At 43.7% G+C, this 23,829-nt stretch carries 21 protein-coding genes; 11 read left to right on the top strand and 10 right to left on the bottom strand.

The features are described from left to right. Positions 1–20: 20 nt before the first annotated feature. Entirely contained in the window at positions 21–842 is an 822-nt protein-coding gene (locus tag G5S32_RS17740) for a phosphate ABC transporter substrate-binding protein (protein WP_165313490.1), read from the bottom strand. Positions 843–1,216: 374 nt separating this feature from the next. Between G5S32_RS17740 and G5S32_RS17735 the strand changes: the two genes are divergently transcribed. Continuing rightward, positions 1,217–2,860: a methyl-accepting chemotaxis protein gene (locus G5S32_RS17735; RefSeq protein WP_165313489.1), complete on the top strand. Its 1,644-nt coding sequence runs from the start codon at positions 1,217–1,219 to the stop codon at positions 2,858–2,860. A gap of 588 nt (positions 2,861–3,448) precedes the next feature. Next, entirely contained in the window at positions 3,449–5,155 is a 1,707-nt protein-coding gene (locus G5S32_RS17730; protein WP_165313488.1) for a pectate lyase family protein, read from the top strand. Between the two features lie 327 nt (positions 5,156–5,482). Here the strand turns inward: G5S32_RS17730 and G5S32_RS17725 are convergent, their stop codons facing one another. Continuing rightward, positions 5,483–5,926 (bottom strand): Lrp/AsnC family transcriptional regulator, encoded by a 444-nt coding sequence (locus G5S32_RS17725; protein WP_165313487.1) that lies wholly within the window; start codon positions 5,924–5,926, stop codon positions 5,483–5,485. Positions 5,927–6,036: 110 nt separating this feature from the next. Here G5S32_RS17725 and G5S32_RS17720 point away from each other — a divergent pair, with 110 nt between their 5' ends. Beyond that, the gene (locus G5S32_RS17720; RefSeq protein ID WP_165313486.1) at positions 6,037–6,621 is read left to right on the top strand and encodes a LysE family translocator; all 585 of its coding nucleotides are present in this window, start codon (positions 6,037–6,039) and stop codon (positions 6,619–6,621) included. Between the two features lie 13 nt (positions 6,622–6,634). Here the strand turns inward: G5S32_RS17720 and G5S32_RS17715 are convergent, their stop codons facing one another. Then, on the bottom strand, positions 6,635–7,051 hold the full coding sequence (locus G5S32_RS17715; RefSeq protein WP_165313485.1) for a MarR family winged helix-turn-helix transcriptional regulator: 417 nt from the start codon (positions 7,049–7,051) through the stop codon (positions 6,635–6,637). Between the two features lie 12 nt (positions 7,052–7,063). Next, on the bottom strand, positions 7,064–8,017 hold the full coding sequence (gene dmeF / locus G5S32_RS17710; protein ID WP_165313484.1) for a CDF family Co(II)/Ni(II) efflux transporter DmeF: 954 nt from the start codon (positions 8,015–8,017) through the stop codon (positions 7,064–7,066). Positions 8,018–8,143: 126 nt separating this feature from the next. Between dmeF and G5S32_RS17705 the strand changes: the two genes are divergently transcribed. From G5S32_RS17705 to G5S32_RS17690, 4 genes are all read left to right on the top strand, one after another. Then, positions 8,144–8,989 carry a DMT family transporter gene (locus G5S32_RS17705; protein ID WP_165313483.1) on the top strand — a complete coding sequence of 282 codons (846 nt, stop codon included), beginning with the start codon at positions 8,144–8,146 and terminating at the stop codon, positions 8,987–8,989. A gap of 76 nt (positions 8,990–9,065) precedes the next feature. After that, positions 9,066–10,748, top strand: a complete 1,683-nt coding sequence (locus G5S32_RS17700) for an RluA family pseudouridine synthase (protein ID WP_165313482.1) — start codon at positions 9,066–9,068, stop codon at positions 10,746–10,748. 297 nt (positions 10,749–11,045) lie between these two features. Then, positions 11,046–11,642, top strand: coding sequence for a TetR/AcrR family transcriptional regulator (locus tag G5S32_RS17695; RefSeq protein WP_165313481.1), 597 nt, complete (start codon positions 11,046–11,048; stop codon positions 11,640–11,642). Positions 11,643–11,762: 120 nt separating this feature from the next. After that, the gene (locus G5S32_RS17690) at positions 11,763–12,797 is read left to right on the top strand and encodes an NADP-dependent oxidoreductase (protein ID WP_165313480.1); all 1,035 of its coding nucleotides are present in this window, start codon (positions 11,763–11,765) and stop codon (positions 12,795–12,797) included. A gap of 57 nt (positions 12,798–12,854) precedes the next feature. Here the strand turns inward: G5S32_RS17690 and G5S32_RS17685 are convergent, their stop codons facing one another. After that, positions 12,855–14,582, bottom strand: a complete 1,728-nt coding sequence (locus G5S32_RS17685; RefSeq protein ID WP_165314190.1) for a SulP family inorganic anion transporter — start codon at positions 14,580–14,582, stop codon at positions 12,855–12,857. Between the two features lie 175 nt (positions 14,583–14,757). Further along, a complete protein-coding gene (locus G5S32_RS17680; protein ID WP_165313479.1) occupies positions 14,758–16,527 on the bottom strand; it encodes a SulP family inorganic anion transporter in 1,770 nt (589 codons plus the stop codon). A 217-nt stretch (positions 16,528–16,744) separates the two neighbouring features. Here G5S32_RS17680 and G5S32_RS17675 point away from each other — a divergent pair, with 217 nt between their 5' ends. The 3 genes from G5S32_RS17675 to G5S32_RS17665 all read left to right on the top strand — a co-directional run bounded on the left by G5S32_RS17675 (position 16,745) and on the right by G5S32_RS17665 (position 18,467). Further along, positions 16,745–17,401: an HAD family hydrolase gene (locus tag G5S32_RS17675; RefSeq protein WP_165313478.1), complete on the top strand. Its 657-nt coding sequence runs from the start codon at positions 16,745–16,747 to the stop codon at positions 17,399–17,401. A gap of 24 nt (positions 17,402–17,425) precedes the next feature. Then, positions 17,426–17,980, top strand: coding sequence for a nucleotidyltransferase family protein (locus G5S32_RS17670; RefSeq protein WP_165313477.1), 555 nt, complete (start codon positions 17,426–17,428; stop codon positions 17,978–17,980). A gap of 115 nt (positions 17,981–18,095) precedes the next feature. Then, positions 18,096–18,467, top strand: coding sequence for a rhodanese-like domain-containing protein (locus G5S32_RS17665; RefSeq protein WP_165313476.1), 372 nt, complete (start codon positions 18,096–18,098; stop codon positions 18,465–18,467). Between the two features lie 55 nt (positions 18,468–18,522). On the opposite strand, the gene G5S32_RS17660 is transcribed toward G5S32_RS17665, so the two are convergent. The 4 genes from G5S32_RS17660 to pncB all read right to left on the bottom strand — a co-directional run bounded on the left by G5S32_RS17660 (position 18,523) and on the right by pncB (position 22,615). Beyond that, complete coding sequence (locus tag G5S32_RS17660; protein WP_165313475.1) at positions 18,523–19,656, bottom strand: amidohydrolase; 1,134 nt, start codon at positions 19,654–19,656, stop codon at positions 18,523–18,525. Between the two features lie 30 nt (positions 19,657–19,686). Next, positions 19,687–20,160 carry a heme-degrading domain-containing protein gene (locus tag G5S32_RS17655; protein WP_165313474.1) on the bottom strand — a complete coding sequence of 158 codons (474 nt, stop codon included), beginning with the start codon at positions 20,158–20,160 and terminating at the stop codon, positions 19,687–19,689. After that, complete coding sequence (locus G5S32_RS17650; protein ID WP_165313473.1) at positions 20,157–21,197, bottom strand: oxidoreductase; 1,041 nt, start codon at positions 21,195–21,197, stop codon at positions 20,157–20,159. Before G5S32_RS17650 ends, G5S32_RS17655 begins: the two co-directional genes overlap by 4 nt. Positions 21,198–21,307: 110 nt before the next feature. Continuing rightward, complete coding sequence (gene pncB / locus G5S32_RS17645) at positions 21,308–22,615, bottom strand: nicotinate phosphoribosyltransferase (RefSeq protein WP_165313472.1); 1,308 nt, start codon at positions 22,613–22,615, stop codon at positions 21,308–21,310. Between the two features lie 300 nt (positions 22,616–22,915). Between pncB and G5S32_RS17640 the strand changes: the two genes are divergently transcribed. Continuing rightward, the gene (locus tag G5S32_RS17640) at positions 22,916–23,632 is read left to right on the top strand and encodes an NUDIX hydrolase (RefSeq protein WP_165313471.1); all 717 of its coding nucleotides are present in this window, start codon (positions 22,916–22,918) and stop codon (positions 23,630–23,632) included. The last annotated feature ends 197 nt before the right edge of the window (positions 23,633–23,829 follow it).

Genomic DNA, 23,829 nt, shown 5'->3' with positions numbered 1-23,829 from the left:
CAAAATTTATTATTTAAATCTTAATTAACTGAGATGTAGTGGTGTGAAGCAACGATCTTTTGAGCTTCATCAGTTAGCATCCAATCAAGGAATTTTTGCGCTTCTGCAGATGGTGCACCTTTCTTGTAAAGAACTAGGAAAGGACGAGCAACTTTGTAAGAACCTGATTTAACATTATCGATAGTCGCAGGAGTACCGTCGATTGCTAGGGCATGAACAGAACCGTCTACTGTACCTAGAGAGATGTAGCCGATTGAGTATGGGTTAGAAGCAACCATTGTTTTCAAACCACCGTTACCGTTCGCAACTTGAGCACGTTGAGAGATAGCGGAAACTTCTTTACCAGAAACCTTTTTCTTAAGTTCCATGATTTCTTCGAATGCGCCGCGAGTACCTGAAGCAGTGTCACGAGTAATGGCTACGATTGGCTTGTCTTCACCACCAACTTGTTTCCAGTTAGTGATTTCACCTTTGTAGATTTCAGAAACTTGTTCAGCAGTCAGACCTTTCACTTTGTTACTTGGGTGTACAACCACTGCGATGCCGTCACGAGCAATGACTTCTTCTACCAGGTTTGCTTCTTTTTCAGAGTCTTTCAATCCACGAGAAGACATACCGATATGTGCGCTTCCGTTTTTCGCTGCTTTGATACCTGCAGAAGAACCTGGTCCTTGTACTTCAATAAAAACGTCCGAGTTTGTTTTCATGTATGTTTCTGAGAAAACTTCCATCAGTGGTGTTACGCTGCTAGAACCCACTGCAGAGATAGTTTCTTTTGCTGAAACAGGGTTAATTGCTAGTGCGCCTAAAAGAGCGATTGCACCGATTACTGTCTTTTTCATCACATTCTTTCCTTAAGTGGCTAATTCATTTGCCGTTGATTTACTGGAACGAGATTCACTTTAGAATCGAAATATGACAGTTGTGTTTCAGTTCGTTGAAAACTCCATGACAAATTGAAATATTTGCTCAAATAAATGCATTCAAAACTCAAGCTAGCACGAAACCACTTTCGGGAACGGTCTCATTCGTACAAAAATGCATCACCAAAGCAAAAACCAGCATGATTGAGTAGATTGTCGTCATTTTTTGATTATTTTGAGGCCGGAATTAATTGAAAAATTGTGGTAAGTAGATAAGATCAGATGAATGATAATTTTATCAAATAATAAATTGATCAAATAATAACTACTATCATTTCCAAAAAGGGTTAATCATGCGTAAGCTGATCTCCGCATTGTCTATCAAGTTGCAAGTCGTAGTTCCTGTATTCATTACAATGCTACTTCTTATTGCCGGTATTACTTATAGCTCATCCAGCCTAAAAACTGCGTTCAAAAACGTTACTCAATCCACTGAACAACTCATTGAACACAAAGATGATATAACAAACATCATTAATAACACCTACAGTATGCGTATCAGTGCTATCTACAGTTTGTTTACACCTGAAGAAGTGGCACGTCTTCAATCAGTATTGAAAGAGAATGAAGCTAAAAACATTAAGCATCTTCAATCCCTCAATACTATTACAGGTCTACAGTCAGAAGTATCTTCACTACAGAAAGCGATGAAGAACTATGTTGATTACTCACTGAACACTATGATTCCCCTGCTTAAAACAAAACATAGCCAGTCTAATCTTGATTCCAATTTTGATCACCAGTATCAGCAAGCTTCAGTAGCGTACCGAGACGCAGGTGCTCAAATGGTCAAAGCAATTGAAGAGCTTTCAAGTAAACTTAATCTTCTTGCACTGAAATCCGTGCACACTTCTGAACAGCAGCACGCTTCTGTGATGCAAAACTCAATGATGGGTTTTATCACTGTCTTATTACTTGCGGCACTGTGTAGCTGGCTTCTAGCTGGCATCATTGTTAAACCGATTCAAAACCTACAATTAACTATGCGTGAAATTGCAAAAGGAAATTTGTTAGTTGAAGCAAAAGTGGAAGGCAATAATGAGGTGACGGCACTGACCCGCGATATAAATGCAACTACGAACCAATTACGCACAACAGTAGAGACATTAATTCGTATTAGTGTTGAAGTTGCATCTGCAGCGACTGAGTTGGCGGCGGTAATGACTCAATCCAGTGTTAACTCAGACCAAGAAAAGCAAGAAGTAGAACAAGTAGCTTCTGCAGTTAACCAACTCGAAAGTGCTGCTCAAAGTGTTACTGACAACGCTTCCCATGCTGAAAACGCAGCACAGCAAGCAAATTTACAAGCAAAAGAAAGCTTGGTGATGTTTGAGCAAAGCCATAAAGCGAATATTGACATGGCACGTCAGCTTAATGAGGCTGCGTTAGTTGTGAATGGTTTAAAGGAACAATCAGAGCAAATTGGTCAAGTCATAGAAGTAATTGAAGGCATTTCTGAGCAAACCAACCTGCTTGCTTTAAACGCAGCGATTGAAGCCGCTCGTGCAGGTGAAAGCGGGCGCGGTTTCGCCGTTGTTGCAGATGAAGTACGCATGCTTGCCGCGCGAACTCAACAATCAACCAAAGAGATTCAAATCATTATTGAAGAGCTACAAAGCAAGTCTGGTGTAGCTAATGACAGTATGAATATGAGCTTAAAAATGATCGAAACCAACCAAGCATTGGGCGATCAAGTAAGGGAGTACTTAAGCAACATCAGCAAAGCGATTTCAGAGTTAAGTGGAATCAACACCCAAGTTGCAGCCGCTTCTGAGGAACAAAACCATGTTACTGTGGATATTAACCGTAACTTGGCAACTATCTATGAATTGGTTAGCCAAAACGTGGCGGGTATTACTCAGTCTGCAGCAGCGAGCCAAGAGCTTTCTGCGCTAGCAGAGCAGCAGAAAGAACAACTTAGCCACTTCCGTGTATAAAACGGCAATAGTGCTTAAATAAATACTAAGGCGATGGTCATAAATCCATCGCCTTTTTTGTTGTTGAAATACCATATGACTATAGGGATCTAACTACGTCCTGGTTATGTTTCTATCAGTGAGGACACTCGGTAGTCGTAATGAAATCCACTATTTGTATGGGTAGTAAAAAAGATGACGGAGACGACCGAGCGAAGCAAAATCTGACATAAAAGCTTTAGCGGCTAATACTTTCGGCGCTTGAGAATACTCTGCCGCTGCACTCATCATGGAGTAGGAGCTAGAGTTTCCCAGCAGAGACTCCAAAAGATTAGCGCAAACCAGGCTTGTCATTGAAAAATGGAATAATACATTTCTTATAACTTTACTTGCACCATATGTTATTTTGATAAATTATAAATGGAAACGCCATTCCAAATTTTATAAATCATGGTTTCTATATTTTATTAAGAATAATAAACATCAAAATAGACTCCGATGTTCAATATTGAACAGTATTTCGACAGAGGAAGCCCAGCAGCGATTCGTTCAGCTCTCACGGCCAAGCCTGCAACCAAGCTAAATCAATTTCAATGAAGGATTAGTATCATGATAAGAAAGGGGAATACTTTAACTCTTAAGCCATTGGCTTATTTGTTACTGTTAGCTGTCACATCGTGTGGTGGCGGTGGTGGTGGCGGTGACACCTCGAATGTTAACGATAGCGATGATTCAAGCAGTGTCACAACTCCAGTCAATGATAGTACCGATAGTTCTGATAGTTCCGACGACTCTGATAGCTCTGATAGCTCTGATAGCTCTGATAGCTCTGATAGCTCTGATAGCTCTGAAAACTCCGATAGCGACACCACAGATACAAGCACAGATATTACCTGCGCAACGTTAATCAGCGATGATTCGGTAAACTGGGATGAAACTAACTTCACCGAACAAGAAATTGTACAGTGTTTAGCCGAAAGTCTCGGAACCCCAGTAGGATACGGAGCTGCTGCAACTGGTGGCTACGATGAAAGCGGAAACAGCAATCTGATCGTAATAAAAAAACCAACCGATGGTACGCTAGTTGAACAAAAAGTTCTGGACGCAGTTCAAAGCGATAGCTACAACTGGATCGTTTTCGACAAAGATGACTTTGCCGACAAAGCCGACATCGCCATGTACCGTTTGGCTTGTACCAATTCAGCCGTCTTATCTGCTTTGGGCGGTGCAACTGAAGCTGAATGTCTCAACCCTGAACTATGGTGCGAAAACAATAGCGTTAGCAGCGATGAGTGCGACGACACCTTCTTCAACGAAAAACTCAATGTTTCAAGTGTCGCTAGTGCCTTAGCGGTACCGATGATTAGTTCGAACACCACCATCGATGGCCGAGGTGCCAACGCTTACTTTAAATACAGTGGATTCGAAATTGGTGACGGTGATAGTGTGCCTTCCGAGAACGTGATCATTACTAATATGGAATTCATTGGTGGTGGTCACACTGAAGACCACTTGGCCGATCCAGACATGATTCGTTCAACTGGCCAATCACATGACATCTGGATCCACCAGAACACCTTTGAAGAAACCGGTGACTCAGCCTTCGATGTAAAGCAAGGAGCATATAACATCACCGTTTCCTTCAACAAACTTGAAAATGTGCTACGGGCTGCCCTACACGGCTCTAGTGACAGTCGTCCAATAAACCAAAATATTCGCACCACTATTCACAACAACTTGTTTGTGACTACAGATGATACCTACACCCGCACAGACCCTAATGATGAAGACTTTGCTAGCACCGCTCGCCGAGTTCCATTGGTGCGTTTCGGTCAATCACACATGTTCAATAACGTGTTCTACGGATATCGTCGTAAGGTGTTAAGTGTTCGTGATGGCGGTGCCATCGCATACGAAGACAACATGTTCCTGAACAATCCAGATAATGCCAAGGGAGACAATTTGGATTATTGGGTAGAGAACTTGTTCGATTCCAGTGAATTAAAAGACAGTGATACCTATGGAGAACCAAATCTAAGTGTAAACGGTACCTATGTTTGGTATTCCAACAGTGAATGTCAGCTAACAGGTTCTGCCGGTGACTTAAGCGTGACCTATGGCAGTGTACCTTCAGCATTGGGAACCGATTATGACTCAGCTAGCCTGTCAACCATCGAAGAAAATCGTATGGAAGCCGGACAAGACTTGGCCGATTACGTCATGGCAACTGCCGGTAAAGGCGGCTTAAGCCCTTATGTTTCACCTGATGCTCTAACTACCGAAGAAATCATTGCACAATCGGGTAGTTGTCAGTAATTAAAAAAGCCCTATGGATTCTCCCGGGCATATCCGGGGGAATCTGTAAAAGGCAATTTAATTTTATTTGGGGCCGATTAATAGACCCCATAGCACGTTATGAATATGTCATCAGTCAACGTCGATGAATCGAGCGGGCGTTGTTGCGGTCCAGATCATTTTTCCGTTGTTATCTGCTGTTACTTTACCAGCAGAATTTTCACGGTTTGCTAAATTTTGGAGAAATTCTGATGAACTTTTGTCCAGATTCGTGTTGATGGACCGTGTAATTACAAAATGATCAGGCTTGATTGTCCTCGAACACTTGTTTGTGTATATATATGTTATCTATTGTCGTTCGTCTTTCGGCGAATCCATCACTACCATTGTCGATATCGACTTTACTTGTGGACTTTCCCCTAGCACATTCGAATGGAAACGCTTGTAAGAAGCTAAGTCCTTAGTTTCAACGCGTAACAGATACTCGTTCATACCAGTAATGTTATGGCATTCCACCACTTCCTTGGCGAAACGAACGTGTTCTTCAAAAGCCACTTGTGATTGCTTGGTATGGCTATTTAAGCCAATAGACACATAAGCAATAAATCCGACTTCAAGCTGGTTTTTGTCCAGTACCGCCCTGTAGCCTTTAATCACCTTCATTCGTTCAAGTTCCTGAACTCGTCGAAGAGTTGCTGAGGGCGAAAGTCCTACCCTTTCAGAGAGCTCTACATTAGATATTCGTCCATCCGCCTGCAGTTCAGACAATATTCTTTCGTCAAATCTATCCATAGTTAAATTTTGTTGCTTATAAATTGATGTAGACACAAATATAAGCATAAAATTGCGTCTCTATCCAATTACAATTTTTCCATCATTTGATGATAAAAACAGGAGAAGAAATGGATTTATATCAATGGTGGCCTTTGGTGATGTTCGCGTTTGTATCCACATTTTCCCCTGGCCCAAATAACATCATGTTGATGACGTCCGGTGCTAATGTCGGCTTTAAAAGAACCATACCTCATATGGCGGGAGTCACTTTTGGTTTCAGTATCATGATCATCTTGGTTGGCATTGGCTTACTGGGCGTATTTCAACAATACCCGGTCGTTCAGCAGATACTCCACTGGATATGCTTAAGCTATCTGGTGTATTTGGCAGTAAAAATCTGCCTTGCAAAACCAAGTAAAAGCGATACCGCTTATAAACCGATGACATTTTTGTCTGCGGCGATGTTTCAGTGGGTGAACCCGAAAGGCTGGTCTATGGCTCTGACCGCGGTAAGCGTATACAACGACTCAACGAGTTGGGTCGGTTTGAGTGTTATTGCTGTTGTATTTGCGATGGTGAACGTACCATCGGTGAGCGTCTGGACTGCAGCAGGCAAACAGCTTAGCCGATGGATGAATGCTCCCAAATACGTGAGATGGTTTAATGGTGCGATGGGAGGACTACTGCTGCTATCTGTAGTCCCTATGCTATAGGCTTTAAAAGAAGTTAGAACACCTGATTCATTAACGTCAGCATTTGAGCGAGGTGTTTTTGTTGCTCGGTACTGATATGGCGAGTGAGCTCTTCGGTAAGTGTCATGTGTAAAGCGTTATGCTGCTGAAATACCGCTTTCCCTTCATCAGTCAGTGTCACTTGAATAGAACGTCGATCCCCTTCAATGGATTGACGTTCTATCAGTCCCGCTTGAACCAATTTCTCTACTTGAACAGTCAGCGTTCCCGTTGTGATGCTCAGACGGTTTGCCAACTCTTTCATACGCATCGCACCATGTGAGCCTAATACTTCAAGCGTGTGGATTTGAGCCAATGAGTACCCAGTTTCTTTGACCACAGACATCTCCCACGAAGACATCTTGTCGTAAAACTCAGTAATCAGATTGTTAAGCTCAGTCAATGGGTGCATGTGTTTTAGCCTTTAAAGCGGGTTAACTTCTAGCGTAAGGTGATGGAGTCTATCAAACTCCTTCAATACCTGTCTAAAGTACAGTGCATCTTTGTTCGACTCAGCAGACATTCTAATCACAGCAGAATAGTGATTAGCGCTCACTTTCCACACGTGAATATCAATCACTTTTGCTCCAGCCTCTTCTAACTTAGCGAGCACTTTCTTCTCATAATCATGGCTGATATGAGCATCCAGTAAGATAGGAGCCGTTTGTTTCATCAAACCGAATGCCCACTTGGTGATCACAAGCGCTCCGACAATACCCATAATCGGATCTAACCATACCCAACCCAAGTATTTACCAACAATCAAAGCCGCGATTGCCAATACTGACGTCAACGCATCTGCCAGCACATGCATGTACGCCGCCGTAAGGTTGTGATCATGATGGTGATGATGCCCATGATCGTGGTCGTGATGGTCGTGATGGTCGTGATGGTCGTGATGGTCGTGATGGTCGTGATGGTCGTGATGGTCGTGATGGTCGTGCAATAAAAACATACTTGCTACGTTCACCACAAGGCCAACAACCGCCACCATTATCGCTTCATTAAATTGGATACTTAACGGGTTAAACAAACGGTGGATTGATTCGCCGGCCATAACTAATGCGACTAAGCCCAAACCAATAGCACTGGTATACCCTCCCAAAACGCCCACTTTACCTGTACCAAAAGTGTAAGCTCGAGAGTTCTGATGCTTACGAGCATAGCGATAGGTAAACAGCGTGATACAAAACGCAGCTGCGTGCGTCCCCATGTGCCAGCCATCGGCAAGTAACGCCATTGAACCGTAAATGCTACCAGCAACAATCTCCACCGCCATAGTAACAACGGTAATCAGCAGTACATAGAGGGTACGTTTTTCACCTTTTTCATTGGTGTATGAAAACGTCTCTGTTTGGGGACAACTTGGTGTTTGCATAATAATTACTTTGATTATCAAATTTTCTAAAGTGTAGTTAGTTTGATTATCAAAGTAAATTAAAGATTGTTGAATACCGCTAATTAACCTTAAATTATCGATAACATAACAATAAGGTTGCTCAACGTGTCTCCTCTTCTTTTAACTGTCATCACTATGTTTGCCTTTGCCGCGAACTCAATTTTGTGTCGCCTCGCACTGCAAGATCAAACGATTGATGCCGCAACTTTTACCTATCTTCGTCTAGTTTCTGGGGCGATCACGCTAATTGTTTTACACTGTTTGATGGTAAAAAAAGCCGAGAGGCACTATCAACCCAAGTTTGCCCTGAAAGCGGGTTTGGCTCTGTTTACCTATGCATTGTGCTTTTCTGTTGCCTATCTAAAACTTTCTACAGGAACCGGAGCACTGTTGTTATTTGGTACAGTGCAACTCACTTTGCTTGCAGCACATTTTTTCCAAGGTAATAAAATCAACTCGCTAGAACTGATAGGTTTAGTTGCTTCTATTGCCGGATTCATCTATCTCATGGCACCTAGCGTTACAAGACCCGATATTCTGTCCGCACTATTAATGATCCTTTCAGGTCTAGCATGGGCGGTATTTACACTGGTCGGACGAAGTAGTGGCAACCCTATCTCTGCCATTTCTCAAGGTTTTTGGGTTGCAGGTCTACTTTGTGTATTGTTGACGCCATGGCTGGTTAACCTCTCTTCAGCTTCGTCTAAAGGCATCATTCTCGCATTAATATCAGGCAGTATTGCATCCGCAGCAGGGTACATTTTGTGGTATCGCGTGATCACCCAACTGACCATGCTGCAAGCCTCCGTCGCTCAGCTGTCTGTACCCGTTATCGCAATCGCTGGCGGTACACTTTTGGTCGGAGAAGCATTTACGCTACATTTAATTTTCGTCAGCAGTCTGATATTAGGCGGTATCGTGTTGGTGATTATGGGGAAGCAAACAAAATGATGGATTTTCCCTCTGTGCTCAGTAAAATCCCGCGCTGATATCTAGGTTCTGTTGACCTAAAAGAGGTTCTAGCGTTATGAAGCACTCCGATCACTGTTTTACCCCTTTTCAGATGGACATTTCTGAATACACATTACCGGAGCGTTTTACTTTTCCGTTTTGCTACGAACCGCATCCATTAAGCGAGATTGCAGCTCATGAACTCCAACAGCATATTGAAACGCAAACAGACTGGTCGCATCCTTTCGGTTTAACGGACATTGAGTCTGATTCACATGGCAAAATGTTTGGTGTGCTAGTCGTGCAGAATGAACGGGGAGAGCTGGGGTATCTGTCTGCGTTTTCCGGTCTACTCGCGGAGAAGCTGCAACTGCCCCATTTCGTGCCACCGGTATTTGATCGTTTTGAAGACGAAACCTTTTTTCGCCTGGATGCAAATGGTATTGCCGATATCAATCGTCGAGTTCGCGAACTTAGCACATCACCACTGTCCGCAGAGTTAACTAAAGCGATTCACGCTTGCCAAAATGAGGCGGAACAACAAATAGAAGCTCATCGCCAACTGATGATTGAAGGGCGCAAGAATCGCAAGTTGCTGCGCCAAACGCCTCCTCAACATTTGTCTGAAAGTGAAATTGATACGCTTTTTGAACAGCTTGCTCAACAAAGCGTAGCGGAAAAAAATCAGCTAAAACATCTCAAACAAAAATGGGATAACGAGCTTGAACAGCTTCAAACCAAACTCAATCTGCATCAAAACCAGCTCGAAGAGTTAAAAGAGAAACGCAGACAGCTATCGGCAGCATTACAGAAAAAGCTGTTTTCCCAATATCAGTTCTTAAATCAGAACGGTGAGAACAAGTCACTGGTCGATATATTCGAAAATACTGCCAACCCTATTCCACCAGCGGGTTCAGGTGAATGTGCAGCGCCTAAATTGTTGCAATACGCCTTTACACATCAGCTAAAACCTATTGCGATGGCGGAATTTTGGTGGGGTCGCTCACCGAAATCAGAGATTCGTCAGCATAAAAAATACTACCCTGCATGCAACAACAAGTGCCATCCGATATTAGGTCACATGCTGGAAGGGATCACTCTTGATAACAACCCTCTTCTTGAAAACCCAGCCGATGGAAAAGATATCGACATTCTCTATCAGGATGACGCTATCGTTGTCGTGAATAAACCAGCCGAATTTTTATCTGTACCCGGAGTTAATGTTAAAGATTCCGTGCTTACTCGATTAGAAGCAATGTTCACCGATGTGGAAGGCCCGTTTGTACTTCATCGTTTAGATATGTCGACGTCAGGTATTCTAGTGTTTGCTCTCACACGTCGAGCGAATAAGAGCTTACAAAAGCAGTTTATTACTCGTGGCGTAGAAAAACGCTACGTCGCTCTCTTGAGTGGTGAACTCCTTGGTGAGTCTGGAGATATCACTTTGCCACTACGTGGTGACTTGGATGATAGACCTCGTCAGATGGTTTGCTACGAGCACGGTAAACACGCAGATACTTTCTGGCAGAAAATCAGCGTAGAAAATGGGCAAAGTCGAGTCTATCTCTACCCTAAAACAGGGCGTACCCATCAGCTTCGCGTTCATTGCGCCCATGCTGATGGATTAAACATGGCGATTGTCGGTGATGATTTGTACGGTCTAAAAGGTACTCGTCTCCATCTGCATGCAGAGAGCTTAAGTTTCGATCATCCATACACTAAACAACGCATGCACTTCCAAGTGGATGCTGATTTTTAGTCTATTCGGTGTTTGGAGCCACTTTGATACCATTCTGGAAAATTTCCTGATCAGTGAATGGGCGTCGATAAGCAAACCCTCCGAGCCATGGATGGCTCGGCGGAGCTTCAGGGACGAATGAATGCGCGTTTGCGTTTGACGCCCATTCGCTGCTCGCCGATGCTCAATCTGATCATATTTTTATCTAGGATGGTATGAGTTCCTACTCCACTGTCTTGTGTATTCATATCCACAACAGAACGCTATAAATAAAACATCCGCTAGACGACTGGTCTAATTTAATTTATATTGCACCGCATGAACGAAAAATCACATGACACCAAACAGCATATTTTAGACATTGGCTACGAACTGATTGCCAGCAAAGGTTTTACCAGCGTAGGGCTGTCTGAACTTCTGAAAAATGCTGAAGTACCGAAAGGTTCTTTCTACCACTACTTCAAATCCAAAGAACAATTTGGAGAAGCACTGCTGCAAGATTATTTCAACCAATACCAACAAAAGTTAGAGAACTTGTTCGCAACCAGTGGGGTGAGTGAATATGAAAAACTGATGCAATACTGGCGCTACTGGATGGAACAAAACCGTAGCGAGTGCCAAACAGGTAAATGCTTAGTAGTGAAATTGGCAGGTGAAGTTTCCGACTTATCAGAGCCGATGCGCCTTGCGCTGCACAAAGGTACAAACAAGGTAATCACCACTGTAGCTGAACACATTGAAAAAGGTATTCAGTCGGGTGAGTTAAAAGTTAAAGACGGCCAACAGACTTCAGAGCTTCTTTATAACCTTTGGGTTGGTGCTAGCTTGGTGAACAAAATTCGTCACGACGATGCCAGCTTGGCACAAGCGTTAAAAGTGACCGAGCAAATATTGAAAGGCGAGCAGCTAAATTAACCAATGTCGAAAAATAGGCTAAGCTGAGCCTAATGCATTTATCCGCTATTTCTATAGCGGTTTTTTTGAAACGAAAACTAGACGACTGGTCTAATTATTAAGAAATAAAAGGAAAGTCCAATGACTGACTCAACAAACCAACGTATCGTACTGGCTTCACGCCCAGTAGGCGCGCCAACATTAGAAAACTTTCGCTTAGAAACCGTTGCTAAACCAGAGGCAAAAGAAGGCGAAGTTCTGCTACGTACTATCTACTTATCATTAGACCCATACATGCGTGGCCGCATGAGTGATGCTGAATCATATGCAAAACCTCTAGAAATTAACGATGTAATGATTGGCGGTACGGTGTGTCAGGTTGAAGTGTCAAACAACCCTGAGTTCCAAATAGGTGAATGGGTTCTTTCATACACAACAGGCTGGCAGAAATACTCCGTATCAAACGGAACAGGTCTATTAAAGCTAGGTGCTAATCCAACACACCCTTCATGGGCTTTGGGTGTGCTGGGCATGCCTGGCTTTACTGCATATATGGGTCTGCTGGATATCGGTGCACCAAAAGCTGGTGAAACCATTGTGGTAGCGTCAGCAACAGGCCCTGTTGGGGCAACTGTTGGTCAGATTGGTAAAATCAAAGGCTGTCGTGTAGTAGGTATTGCAGGTGGTGCTGATAAATGTCGCCATGCGGTTGAAGTACTGGGTATGGATGCTTGTATCGATCACAAAGCCGACGACTTTGCACAGCAACTAGCAGCAGCATGTCCGGCAGGTATTGATGTCTACTTCGAAAACGTCGGTGGAAAAGTATTTGATGCGGTAATGCCGCAGCTTAATACAAAAGCGCGTATTCCAGTGTGTGGTCTAATTGCACAATACAACGCAACGTCACTACCAGAAGGTCCAGATCGCCTGTCTAAGCTGACTGGTTTAATCTTAACTAAGCGCTTAAAAATTCAAGGCTTCATTATTTTTGACGACTACGGTCACCGCTACGGTGAGTTTGCTGCTGACATGAATCAATGGGTAGCAGAAGGTAAGGTTAAATACCGTGAACAGGTAGAAGTCGGCTTAGAAAACGCGCCAGAACAATTGATTGGTCTGCTTGAAGGTAAAAACTTCGGCAAACTAGTGATTGAAGTGGCTAAACCTCTTTAATCTCAATTTAAATCTACGAAAAGAGCCTGCATCGCAGGCTCTTGTACTAGCTGAAAGCTAAGCCACTTCAGGTACGGGGTTTGTTGCGTCAGCCTCCTTCTGTACTGGAGGGACTTGACCTTCCTGAACAGCTTCTTGGTAGCAACCACTCATTTTAATTGCCAGATACAAGTCTGCACGCAGTACTACCCCACCATCACCGAGCGGTACACCCGTTAACTCACACCATTTACGTAAACTGCGTTTTCTTCCCGCAATAACTAAACGAATTCCTCGTTTTTTTAGAATAGCCTGAACATCTGCGAGCATCGCCATCACGCTCAGATCTAGGTGAGTGAAACTGGAAACAGCATCAACCACTACACACCCAATGTCACTACTCGCTTCCGATAGCTCTAATAAACGACGCTTGAAGTATGGGGCGTTAAAGTAAGTCAGTGGTGAGTTAAAACGATAAATAATCAAACCAGGGATAGCAGTAGCCTTACCAGAAGGGTCAATCGAACGCACAGTACCTTTCTTATCCAAACCCAACACTTGGTCCCTCGGGCGCATAACCACACGAAGAAATTGAAATAGACCTAACAACACCGCCAATGTGATACCTGGAATAACCCCAATAACTAACACCGAAACCAAAGTAATAGAGGCAAGGTAAAATGCATCTTTGTTACGTGTTCTAAGTAACCAAACCCCTTTAAGATCAAGCAGAGACGTCGAGGCAATGATCAATACCACACCCAATGCAGCGATAGGTATGTACTGCAAAGGTTGATAAGCAAATATCGCTATTGCACCAATGCACAAAGCAGCAATGACTGAAACCAGCTGAGATTTGCCTCCGTTTGCGTCATTCACCGCGGTACGTGAGTCAGCGCCACTAATCGCAAAACCTTGTGAAAATGCAGAAGCTAGGTTGGCTAAGCCTAAAGCCTGAAACTCTTTATCAGCATCAATGTCATAGCCATTTTTCGCAGCAAAACTACGTGCCGTAAGCATCATACTCACGAAGCTCACTACAGCTAAGTTGAGAGCCGGAACCACAAGTTCACGAGAGACACCGATATCAAATGTTGGTGCTTGGAATGTTGGTAATCCACCTTGGATTACGCCTACGACTTGAACACCAACAGTATCTAGCTTCATCAACCAGACCATTACACCAGTAATGAAAATGGCAAACATCGCTGCAGGCCATTGAGGTCGCAAACGCTTAGAAGCCAGATAAACCACCACCGTCGTGGTACTAATCATTAAAGTTTGCCAATGTGGATTCATCAATAAAGACGGCGCCTCATACAATCGTTCCAGTAGATAACGCTGTTCAAACTTCAAACCGAATATTTTCGCAAACTGACCAACAATGATGGTCAATGCCACACCGTTTAACAAACCAAGTAAAATCGGTCTTGATAGAAAATCTGCCAGAACACCAAGCTTGAATCGGCTTGCCAAAATACACCAGATACCAGTCATTGCAGTCATGGTCATTACAAGCTGCCAGTGTTTCGTTGGATCTCCTGCTGCTAGTGGCGTTACCACTGCCGCAATCACTGCACACGTGGCTGCATCGGGGCCTATGATCAACTGGCGAGAAGTACCAAATAAGGCATATACCAACATTGGAAGCACGCAGGAATACAAACCGACAATTGCAGATACTCCCGTTAACTGCGCATAAGCAATAGCAACGGGCAGTGCGACTGCAACGACAGACAGAGCTGCGCGGAAGTCATCTTTAAACCATGTTCGGTCATAATGTTTAAGCTGATTGAGACCTGGCATCCATTGAGCAATTGACGCGATTTTCACTTACGGTGTTCCTTACTTCACATGAGAAAGCGTTTCAATAAGCATAACCTAAGTTGTTCAAACCATTCACATAAACATTGAAATAAAAACGCAATAAAATCGTAATAAAAAACCCGTCTTCTAGACGGGCTTTCTGTTTCAGTTCTATTTACGCGACAATCGGCGCGACACGTATATCCTCGACTGAGTTTTCAGACTCTTTTTGGATCTCTGGAATGTGCCCTTCACCCACCGCATTGAAGTAACAACCACTCAGTTTAATTGCGACAAACATGTCGGCTCGCAACACTAAGCCACCGTCTCCAATAGGGATGCCACTCAACTCGCACCACTTACGTATACTCGGTTTTCGGCCAGCAACAACCAAACGAATACCACGGCTCTTTAATATGTTATGCACATCCGCCAGTGTCGCCATCACGCTTAAATCAAAGTGGGTAAAGCACGATACCGCATCGATAATGAAACACTTCTCTTCAGGAGCAGCAGCTTCAGAACAGTCAAGCACACGGCGTTTAAAGTACGGCGAGTTGAAATAAGTCAGCGGCGAGTTAAAGCGATAAATGGTCAACCCAGGGATTGGAGAGGCTTTATCTGAGCTATCCAAAGCTCGCACTGTACCTTCTTTATCTATTCCTAACAGCTCATCTGTTGGTCGCATGATAACGCGAAGAAACTGCACAAGCCCTAGTAGAACAGCCATTGTAATACCGGGAATTACGCCAATCACCAGCACTGCGACAAAAGTAATCATCGCTAGGTAAAATGCGTCCTTGTTGCGAATTCTCAGTTGCCAAATGCCCATTAAATCAACCAATGACGTAGCCGCGATAATAAGCACAACCCCAAGAGCTGCAATCGGAATATAACGTAATGGTTCATAAACAAAGATAGCAATTATCGCGACTAGCAGAGCTGCGATGATGGAAACCATCTGGCTCTTACCACCATTAGCATCGTTTACCGCAGTTCGAGAGTCCGCACCGCTGATAGCAAAACCTTGTGAAAATGCCGAAGCCAAGTTTGCTAAACCTAACGCTTTGAACTCTTTATCCGCATCAATTTCATAGCCATTCTTGGCTGCGAAACTTCGAGCGGTCAACATCATGCTGACGAAGCTCACCATCGCTAAGTTCAGTGCTGGCATCACAAGTTCACGTAATGTTGTCACTTCAACATGCGGGACATGGATAGCTGGTAAACCGCCTTGTATAGAGCCAATCACCTTTACTCCTTGCTCATCAAGGTTAAAGAACCACACCATAAAGCTTGCCACACAGATAGAGATCATCGCCGCTGGGGAAGTAGGTTGGAACTTCTTGAAGGCAAAATAAACTGCGGCCGTAGCTATACTGATAGCTACAGTCTGCCAGTGCACATCAAAGATGATCCAGGGTGTATCAATGACACTTTGTAGCAGAAACTCTTCAGAGTTTTTTATACCAATAAACTTAACTAACTGACCAAAGATAATGGTTAGAGCAACACCGTTTAACAATCCAATCAGAATCGGACGAGATAAAAAATCAGCCAAAATACCTAGTTTGAAACGGCTTGCCAAAATACACCACCCACCCGTCATCAGCGTCATTACTGTCACGAGTTCCATATGACGAATAGGGTCACCACCAGCAAGTGGAGTAACAACCGCAGCAACGACCGCACATGTTGCAGCATCAGGTCCAACAATTAATTGACGTGATGTTCCGAACAAAGCGTAAACAATCATAGGAAGAATGCAGGAATACAGGCCCACAATAGCTGATACGCCTGTTAGTTGGGCATAGGCAATCGCCACAGGTAAAGCAACTGCGACGACAGAGATTGCTGCGCGAACATCATCTTTCAACCAAGAACGGTCATAGTGTTTGAGTTGGTGCAACCCTGGCACCCACTGCTGAATTGATGCAGATTTCAACGATTTTTACCTTCCAAGACGACGCGAACCTGTGCGATGTTTGAAGTAGATTCCAAATGGGGCGTAAGGATAACTCATGGCTAAAATTGTCTCTCTGTCTAATACGTTACATAAGTGAAGATAAGCCGACGCTTTCAAGCTGGTAAAAAAATTCTCACTTCAAAGTAAGAATATGGGAGAATAGCTAGCTTCCGCACACTAGTTCAAAGTTGTAACCATGAAATTCCAAGCTGCTATTTTTGATATGGATGGGCTGTTGCTCAATACTGAGCAAGTCTGTTTAGAAATCTTCGAACAAGCCTGCCACGCCGTAGGTGTTCCTTTCCACAGAGAAATCTACCTTTCAGTGATTGGCAAAAATGCTGCTGGAATAGAACAAACCTTACGAAATGGTTATGGCCCAGATTTGGATTACCCTGTTCTGCACCAAGAGTGGCGTAAGCGGTACGATGCGGTAGTGAAACACCAAGCCATCCCAGTCAAAGACGGTGTTGTAGAGCTGTTACAATGGTTGAAGAAGCACAACATACCTACTGCCGTTGCAACCTCAACTCAACGAGATGTTGCTACAGTAAAATTGCGTTTGGCGGAGCTCGACCAATATTTTGACGCTTATGCGACGGGCTGTGAAGTTAAACACGGCAAACCCGATCCTGAAATATTTCTTCTCGCCGCAGAGCGCTTAAACATAGCACCTGAATACTGCCTTGCGTTTGAAGATTCCAATAACGGTGTCAAATCAGCGATGGCTGCCAACATGATCACTTATCAAATTCCAGATTTGGTTAAACCTTGTGACGAAGTGTTAGCACTAGGTCCTAAGATTAGAAGCTCTATGCATGATGTATTGAGTGAACTCAAAGCTGCTTGCTAACAATCGAATCCAAAGAATCCCTGAATGAACGTTATCGAGCAAACCCACCACCTTATCAGTAAAGACGAGTTTAGGATGGCGTGTCTCAAAGCAGCAAGAACCCTTGCTCTTCCTCAGTGGTTTCTTGCTGCCGGTTTTTTACGCAATGCCATTTGGGATCATCAGCACCACAAAGAGCAGATGACGCCTTTAAACGATATTGATTTGGTGTATTTCGATACCCAAGATTTAAGTCACGCCACAGAACTTGCTTATCAGGAACAACTGATTCGACTGCTTCCCCACGTCAATTGGGAAGTACGTAATCAGGCGAGAATGCACTTAAACCATGGTCATTTGCCCTATCACAATACCGAACACGCAATTAGCCAATGGGTAGAAATTCCAACCTGTGTTGGCGTGAGCCTTGGGTATGATGACCAACTGGTCTTTTGTGCGCCTTTTGGCCTAGACGCAAACTGGTCTCTTAACGTTGCAATCAATCCAAACTCCCCTCAACCTAATGTTTTTACACAAAGAATCGCCAAAAAACATTGGCTCACTATTTGGCCTAAACTGGTATTAGTCAGCAACGTTTAACCTAGATATGGGATGTTGGAAAGCAGTTCAAAACGCATCATGATTTTGTTGTCGAACTTCGAGCAATGCGTTCATAATGAAATCAATGAGTCATCCACCAAGGAGATGTAACGACATGTGGAAAAAGCTATTAAGTTTACTGTTAGGCAGCGCTATGGCACTCCCTTCTGGCTCAGCATTGGCATCACAAAGAGCCGATGCAGCTTGGGAACTGATTGAAAGCGGTGCTCTTATTGTTGATGTAAGAACGCCTGAAGAATTTGCACAAGGTCACCTTGATGACGCAATTAATATTCCGTTAGACACTGTTGAAACTGGATTTGCAGACATCGCAAAAGATCGTTCAATCGTCGTTTACTGTCGAAGTGGAAATCGTTCAGGCATAGCGATGCAATCACTCGTTAAGCAAGGATTCATAAATGTTCACAACGGTGGAGGTTTATCGGAAATGCAAGAAGCACAACTCAATCTTGCACCTCTCAACTAAAGAACTGCACATCGAACCTAAAGAAATGGCACCAAAAGGTGCCGTTTCTTTAGGTTCAGTTTAAACCGTTAATTTGTTCAATAAGGTTAGCAAAAACCGCTTTACCGATAGGTATCAATTCATCAGGGAAATCATAATCAGGATTGTGCAGCTGCGGACTTTGCCTACCTGAACCGAGAACAAACATTGCCCCTTCTTTTGCTACCGCTGTAAATTGCCCGAAATCTTCAGACCAACGCATTGGTTCTTGCAAAATATGGCAAGGAATCTCAGTGTTCTCACACGCTTTAACCACCAACGCTGAGCCCAACTCTGAATTCACACTCGCCTGAAACACATCTTGCCACTCCATAGACCACGTTAATCCATGTTGCTCAGACAGTTCCTGTGCAATTTGTGTGGCAGCCTGAACAAGGTTCTCCATTGCCTCGTTAGTTTCACTACGCAGCGTTGCCATTACCACAGCATCACCCGGCGAAGTTCCAAAGGCGATTTCACCAAGATTGGCGTGAATCACCGTTACCCAGCTTGTTTGAGTTAGGGTTTGAGGCAGCGCCGTGAGAGATTCAATAATGCTGCACATTGCCAACGCAGGGCTGACTCCATTCTCAGGATGCGCCGCATGGGACGTTTTTCCTTTAAGACGAATGATCATTCCACGAGACGCGCAGTTAAACGAGCCAACTTTTACCGCAACATGTCCCAGCGACAAGCCGGGATAGTTGTGCAAAGCAAATGCAAAATCAGGAACATAAGTGGCAAAGGCCGGATCATTGACCATTCCGATTGCCCCTTCTCCCGTCTCTTCAGCTGGTTGAAAGGCCAAGATGACTCGACCTGATTTCAGCTTGTTTTCACAAAGCTCTTCACCTAAAGCGGTCACAATTGCCATATGTCCATCGTGACCGCATTTATGCGATACACCTTGATGGACTGAGCGATGAGCAAAGTTATTACACTCTTCAATCGGCAGGGCATCTAGCTCACAGCGAATTAAGGTAGTAGGACCTTCTTCTGCACCATTAAATATAAACGCTACACCATGACCGCCAAGGGAAGTGACGGTTTCATCTGGGCGGAATTTCTTGAACACTTCTTCAACACGACGAGCGGTTTGATGTTCATGGTTTGAGAGTTCTGGAAACTGGTGTAGCTCTCGTCGAAACTCAGTCCAAGTTGCTTGAGACATGATTAACGACCTCCTTGTCGTTCTATTTCATTATTGTGTTTTTTGAGAATCTAACGCTTGCTTTAGTGCTTGTGTCACCAACTCGTGATCGTCCAAAGAAGCCAGCCCCGAAGCGCTCACTGCACCGACCAAACCAGAACCTTTGATTCGGATTGGGAAAGAACCACCGTGAGCACAATACTCGTTTGGGTCAATATGTGGCTGTGTTTCAAACACTCGCTTCTTGCCTTCATTGTAGAGTGACAAGTAGTAAGTGCTTTTGCCATAACAGAGTACCGAATTGCGCTTACGTCGAATCCAATCCAGTTGATCGGCACTCGAACCCATCATACAGAATTGAAATAACGTCTGACCAAAACCAAACACTTCTATCGATATCGAAGCACCTTTCTGCTCAGCGAGTGATTTAATGCAGCTACCTAATTGCCAAGCCACATCTTGGTTGAAATAGCAAAGCTCTAACTCGCGTTCTTGTTCTATCAGGCTTTCTAATGTGTAACTCATAGGCTCACCTTTAATGTTTGGCCAGTTTCGCTGCTTTCCATCGCCATTTGAATCAACATGATGTTTTTGAGTGATTCCGATGCATGAACTGGGTTTTCAGTACCCAAGCGCACAGCAGATGCAACGCCTTTGAAAAACATCTCGTAACAACCATGCTCAGTTGTAATCGTATGAGACTCACTTTCTAAATAGAGTTTACCGTATGCCGATGAGTCTTCTTGCGCCCAACCTGACGCGTTAGGTTCAACTCCCTGTTTCAAGCAAGCTTCTTGTGGGTCTAGTCCATACTTTTCGTATTTGCCCAAAGTCCCTAATATCTTGTAACGCAAGTTCGGCTCTGGGCTATACAGATTGCCATGCAGATGAACCAAATGCTCTGGGTAATGCAGAATCAGATTGAAGTAATCGTTGGTGGTTGAGCCCGGGCGCATAATGCGACATTGCGCGTTAATCGCTTCTGGCATACCGAACAACATAAGCGCTTGGTCTAGCAAGTGAGGGGCTAAATCAAAAAGAATACCGCCACCATCAGCTGCCAGTTCTCTCCAGCGTTGACGTACTTCAGGGCGGTAACGGTCAAAGTGAGATTCAAACAATTTCACCTCGCCCAGCTTTCCTTCATCAAGCAGCTTTTTCACTGTAAGCAGGTCACCATCCCAACGACGATTATGGAACACGCTGAGGACAAGACCTTTCTCTTCTGCTAGAGCGATCAGCTCCTTGCCATCTTCAACACGGGTAACAAACGGTTTTTCAACGATGACGTGTTTTCCATTTTCTAAAGCACGCTTAGCAAGGGAATAATGCACATCGTTTGGCGCTGTAATGATAACCAACTCTGCATCGCTGTTATCTAACAGATCATTTGCATCACCGAACCACTGTGCTTGTGGCCAATCGGCTTCAACACTTACCTGCTGGCTGGAACTGATGGCGGATAACTCTAATTCTGGTAGCGCTTTGATAAATGGAAGATGAAAGGTTTTTGCGGAATAGCCGTAACCAATAACGGCCGTTTTTACAGGAGCGAAACTCATATCAAAGCAGTCCTTTTTGAGTCGAGATGAAACCGGTATCGTGACACAAAAACAAAGCCCTCTCTAGCGAAAAAACCAGAGAGGGCTTATTTAGAACTACAAGGACGCAATTAAGCGGCGACGATGTAGTTTCGCTTAGTCTGCTTTTGTTTCTTTAACGATTTAATCAAAGCATCGATGTCCACTTCGATGTCAAATCGACGCTTTAAGTTGGCAAGAAATAGTGGGTCTTCGCACATAGCTTTTTCAGGCTCATCACTGATTTTGGCCACAGGTCTACCGTTACACTCCGTTAGTTTGATCACGATAGAAAGAGGTTTATACGCCTTACCTTTACTATTTTTCCAATTCTCAAGATCGTTGGTTAAAAATGTACCAATACCAAATGAGATTTGAACGCGACCAACGAAGTGTTCACAAAGGTCTAGCGCCTCATCGAAATTTAGTCCGTTGGAGAAAATGAACATTTTCGTTTTAGGGTCAATACCAAGGCTTTCATAGTGAGCAATCATTCGGTCACCCCACTTATAAGGGCAGCCAGAATCGTGTCTCACACCGCTGTACGCTTTGGCGAGATGCATATTGAAATCACTGATGAAGGCATCAATTGTCAACGTATCTGTCGGTGCAATAGCAAGCTGACCTTCAAATGAATTTAGCCATTGCTCTAGCGCTACTCGCTGTGAGTCACGCACGTTGACCAACGCTTGATGCCCCATAAACCACTCGTGAGCAATAGTACCAATAGGTTTTAAATTAAACTCGCGGGCGAAATGACAGTTACTGGTACCCAATAACAACTCAGGAATTTCTTGTTTTAGATATTCCATCACATCTCGTTGTACCTGACCAGAAAAGCGACGACGAGTCCCCATTTCTGTCAGCGAAAAATTGGTAATGCCGCGTTTAGCAATCTGCGCTTTCAACTGAGCCACTTTTTGGGCGAAAACCTTCATAGGCAAATCAGCAGGGACATCTGACCAACGTCGACGATTTCGCACTTCAGAAACAATCGCCATCACAATGGTTTCGTACAAAATGGTGTCACGCCACGAGCCTTTAATTCCAATCCTTAATTGGTTTTTGCCCTCTTGTTTCATCACACCCAATTCGACTTGACGCTCAGGCTGAAAATGGAAATAACGCAAAGACTGAATAAACGAATCTTTCAGATGTGGAAAATGAGAGCCTAAATAAGCGATATCTGCATCAGAAAATCTTAATGAAGACAGATGCGCTATCTCATCACCAATCTCTTCCAATAAATCACTGACATCTTCATCGCTACGAACAATCAGTTCATACCGCACTTGTGCATCAGGATAATTGGAATGTATAGCCTGCATCATATTGATTTTATAGGCATCTAAATCCAATAAGCTGCGGATAATTTGGGGAGAGAATAGGCGATTACTCATTTTGCCTGCCTTTTATTTACTGCAAAGGAACTGTCAATGTTAGTAACATTTTGTTCATAACCATATCTGAACAATAATTCAACCCTCTAAGTTTGTCAAATCTTGTTACAAACAATACAGTTTATAATGTTATAATCAAGAGAAGTAATGTTTACTTGAATGAACTTAATTACAAATACTTACCTCTGCCAGCCTAACAACCCTCTATTGTTTTATTAAGTTTGTCACGATATGTTATTTACATTGACCCTCTATATTCACTTCCCTAGAATGGAACTATCTCATGTCAGGATTCGTATTATGATTGTTACCATTGATATGGTGTGCCTTCGTCTCGCTCCATCGGGGATTCAAACTCTCCTCGTCAAACGCTGCAACCCAAACCGTCCAGATTGCGGAAAATGGGCATTACCAGGTGGGTTCGTTTATGACGAAGACATGACCAGCCAAGGTGGCGAACCTGCCGATGAAGACTTCAATTCTGCACACCGTAGAATCTGCCGGCAAAAAATACATACCTACCCTAACTACATCAGTGACCCATTGGTAGACGGTAACCCTAAGCGCGATCCTGAAGGTTGGAGTATCAGTATTTCTCACTATGCGTTGCTCAACCCTTCGAATGTTCAGCAAATTGAAAATGCAGGTACAGATAAAACTCGGGCAGATTGGTTTGACTTGCAACCCTTGCTCGATGAGGAAATGGAACTAGCTTTTGATCACGTTGCTCAAGTTCAACACGCATGGAAAAAGCTAAGAGCGGCGGTGGAATACACTTCTGTGGTGTTGTTCTCTTTGGATAAAGAGTTCTTAGTCGCGGACATTATCGATGCCTACTGTCAGTTCGGTGTCGAAGTAAACCGTATGACTATAAAGCGACGTTTAATTGATACTGGCATTATTGTCAGTGCCAACAAAATTGCAGCCTCAAGCAAAGGCAAGGGTGGCAAACCCGCCAACGTATACAAGTTAGCAACCAATGAAGTGAGTTATTTCCAGACCTGTCTACGCGGCTAATCATCAACAACGAAACTCGCTGCAATTTTATGCAAACTCTCTATTGCGCCAGTGATATTGTTCAGTATGATGTAAACGATAACAATAAGCGCAATACCCATGTGACTAGCTAATGAATCTCATCGTTGCTTGGGTATAAAAGAACGCTCATTCAAACGAATATCGCCACTTCACCTACGATTCACCCACTTAATATT

Source organism: Vibrio ziniensis (assembly GCF_011064285.1).
GTDB lineage: Bacteria > Pseudomonadota > Gammaproteobacteria > Enterobacterales > Vibrionaceae > Vibrio > Vibrio ziniensis.
The sequence above is the reverse complement of the archived record's forward strand: the minus strand, read 5'-3'. Positions and strand labels throughout refer to the sequence as shown.